This window comes from Streptomyces lushanensis (assembly GCF_001700515.1).
Lineage (GTDB): Bacteria > Actinomycetota > Actinomycetes > Streptomycetales > Streptomycetaceae > Streptomyces > Streptomyces lushanensis.
Genome location: NZ_MAUD01000606.1, coordinates 1 through 2,903 on the forward strand (window position 1 = coordinate 1; position 2,903 = coordinate 2,903).

Consider the following 2,903-nt stretch of genomic DNA (forward strand, 5'->3'; position numbering starts at 1 on the left):
GATACGGCGATGATCGCGTGATCGACGTTGGCGGCCAGGATCTGTCCCTCGGAACGTTTCGAGGACGTCGACCGCACGAAGGCCGTACGCCGAGGCAGCAGCGTCCGCACATACCGCGGGTCACCCGACGGATCGACCGCGACCCAGTCCCCGGTGCACACCACCTTCATCGGATCACGCGGCACCACGAACTCCGTGTCAGCACGTGCCAGACCATCCGCGGTCACCACATCGCACTGCCCGCGATCAACCCGTACCACCCGGCCGGGCAACAGCCCCTGCCGGGCGTACGGCACGAACTCCGCCTCCCAGCCCTCGTCCCAGCCGTACGGGACGAGCGGATGCGAAGCAGAGGAAGCCTCGGGAGAGGCAAAAGAGAAAGACAAGGGGAAACCCTTCACAAGGGTGGCCCCGGCGGCACACGCGCCGACCAGGCGCGGAGAAAGAAGGGATCGGTCAGCCGGAGACCACAGGGATGGGAACGATGAGCCTCTGAACCTGGGCAGCGCCCAGCGCAATGACAGCCATCAATGTCCTCACCTCCTGCTTCCTCAACAGCCCGACAACGCCCCGGCACAGCCCCGTTACGGCACCGCTCCGGCCATGGCCCACCGTAGCCGGACCCCGCCGACCGCCGCGAGCCATTTTCCCGCCCCCCGTCACGCAGCCGGCGTCATCTCACCCAGCACGCCAGTTGGCAGCCCCTCAATCTCAACCACCGGCCTCCGGTAGCTCACCTGAGCACCGGACAACGCCGAAGACTCCACCAACTGAAGCGAGAGAGCACACAGCGCCGGACCCTCCACCTCATCGAGCGCACCAGCCAGACCGCCAAGCGACTCGGCCAACTCCCACGAGGACGAGACCAGGAAGAAAGGGCCCGCCTCGGGCAGATCAGCCGGCAAGAAATCCATCCGGACCTCCGGCCCGGGTCCACGGCCCGACCGCGCAGCAGCCTTACGGACAAAACCGCCGACGAGATCCTCCAATCCCTCGCCGACCACCTCACCAAACTCACGCCACCAGCCGACGAAAACCAGCAAGAGACTTAGATCCGCGATTTCCGGCACAAGACACTGGTGTCGTGCGCCGGAAGTCCTTCGGGGGTTGACCACGGAGGTGGGAGGCATGTGCGTCGGTTTCGAGGTCGACGTCTGTGTCGGATTCTTGCCAGACGGTGGGCGGCAGTCGATGTTTGACTGCGTCCATGACGATCATGCAGCCGGACAACGCCCATGTCTTCCGCTCCCTGCACACCACAACTGCACCCCTGGCTCTCGCCAACGCCTGGGATGTTGCCAGTGCCCGCGTCATCGAGGCTGCGGGCGCCCCGGCGATCGCCACGACCAGCGCCGGTGTCGCCTGGTCACTGGGTTCCCCCGACGGCGATTCCCTTACCCGCGACCGGGCGCTGGAACTGGTCAGCCGAATCGTCGCCGCCGTCGCGGTTCCGGTTACCGCGGACATCGAAGGCGGGTACGGGACGGATGCCACCAGCGTTGCCGAGACTGTGACCGGGGTCCTCGATGCCGGCGCCGTCGGCGTCAACATCGAGGACGGCACCCGGCCCCCGGCAGAACTCGCGATGCGGCTGGCCGCGGCCCGGCAGGCCGCCGACCGGGCAGGCGCGGATCTGTTCCTCAACGCCCGTATCGACACATTCCTGTTCGGGCTCGGCGACCCGGACACCCGGCTGAAGGAAACCCTGGCCCGGGCACACATGTACGTTGATGCGGGCGCGGACGGCATCTTCGTCCCCGGCGTCACCGACACCCCCACCATCACGGCGCTGGCCAGGGACATTTCTGTTCCGCTGAACGTTATGGCCGGCCCCGGCGTCCCGACCGTTGCCGAGCTCGGCACCCTCGGCGTGGCTCGCGTCAGCCTCGGCTCGGGCGTGGCACAGGTCGCCTACGCTGCCGCCCGCCGCACCGCGCAGGAGCTCTTCGGCACCGGCGACTACGCATCCCTCGCCGAGGGCATGGCCTTCCCGGAACTCAACGCGCTGTTCTCCGAGCCCCACTGACCCTGGACGAGCCGGGAGGTGCGGCCATGGCGGCCATCCTGCCCGAGCCGCGCGGCAGGGCGTCCGGCGTGCCGGCCCGCGGGGGCGGCACGCCGCCGCCAGCCGTGATCCCTTTCCGCCGTACAGAACAGCCGTACAGAACAGAGGGGTGCCACCGCGATCGGTGGCACCCCTCGGTGTTTCGCGAGTACGGCTGCCGACAGCCGAGGCGGTGTATGCCCTTCGCCCGCCTGCTCCAGGCCAGGGCCAGAAAGCGTTCGATCCGGCCCAGATCGATTTCGACGGCGAGTGATACGGCGATGATCGCGTGATCGACGTTGGCGGCCAGGATCTGCCCCTCGGACCGCTGGGAGGAGGTGGACCGTACGAAGGCGGTGCGCCGTGGCAGATACTCCCGTACGAAACGAGGATCCCCGCCCGCCGGATCGACCGCCGCCCGGTCGCTCGTGCAGATCACCCGCATCGGATCGGGCGGGACGACAAAGGCGGTGTCCGCGCGTACCACACCGCCGGCGGTGACGACATCACACTGCCCGCGGTCCACCCGTACCACCCGGCCGGGCAACAGCCCCTGCCCGGCGTACGGAGCGAACTCCGCCTCCCAGCCGGTGTCCCAGCCGTACCGGGCGAGCGGAGGGCGAAACAGACGAAGCCTCAGAAGAAGCGAGAGAGAAAGACAAGGGGAAACCCTTCACAAGGGTGGCCCCGGCGGCACACGTGCCGACCAGGCGCGGAAAAAGGAGAGATCGTCAGCCGGAGACCACAGGAATGGGAACGATGAACCTCTGAACCTGGGCAACACCCAGCGCGATGACAGTCATCAATGTCCTCACCTCCTGCTTCCTCGACAGCCCGACAACGCCCCGGCACAGCCCCG

At 67.9% G+C, this 2,903-nt stretch carries 2 protein-coding genes and 2 pseudogenes; 1 reads left to right on the plus strand and 3 read right to left on the minus strand.

Features of this window, described 5'->3' with window-relative positions:
• Both BFF77_RS34025 and BFF77_RS31750 read right to left on the minus strand, forming a co-directional pair.
• Positions 1-386, minus strand: a pseudogene (locus BFF77_RS34025) (ribosome small subunit-dependent GTPase A); the annotation flags it as partial.
• Between the two features lie 273 nt (positions 387-659).
• The gene (locus BFF77_RS31750; protein WP_066956966.1) at positions 660-1,070 is read right to left on the minus strand and encodes a hypothetical protein; all 411 of its coding nucleotides are present in this window, start codon (positions 1,068-1,070) and stop codon (positions 660-662) included.
• Positions 1,071-1,207: 137 nt separating this feature from the next.
• Between BFF77_RS31750 and BFF77_RS31755 the strand changes: the two genes are divergently transcribed.
• A complete protein-coding gene (locus BFF77_RS31755; RefSeq protein WP_066956969.1) occupies positions 1,208-2,026 on the plus strand; it encodes an isocitrate lyase/PEP mutase family protein in 819 nt (272 codons plus the stop codon).
• 220 nt (positions 2,027-2,246) lie between these two features.
• On the opposite strand, the pseudogene rsgA reads toward BFF77_RS31755, so the two are convergent.
• Positions 2,247-2,706, minus strand: a pseudogene (gene rsgA, locus BFF77_RS31760) (GTPase RsgA); the annotation flags it as partial.
• Positions 2,707-2,903: the final 197 nt, after the last annotated feature.

Excerpts from the sequence above, each read along its gene's own strand:
- BFF77_RS31755 (WP_066956969.1), top strand. The coding sequence starts at position 1,208 with ATGACGATCATGCAGCCGGACAACGCCCATGTCTTCCGCTCCCTGCAC.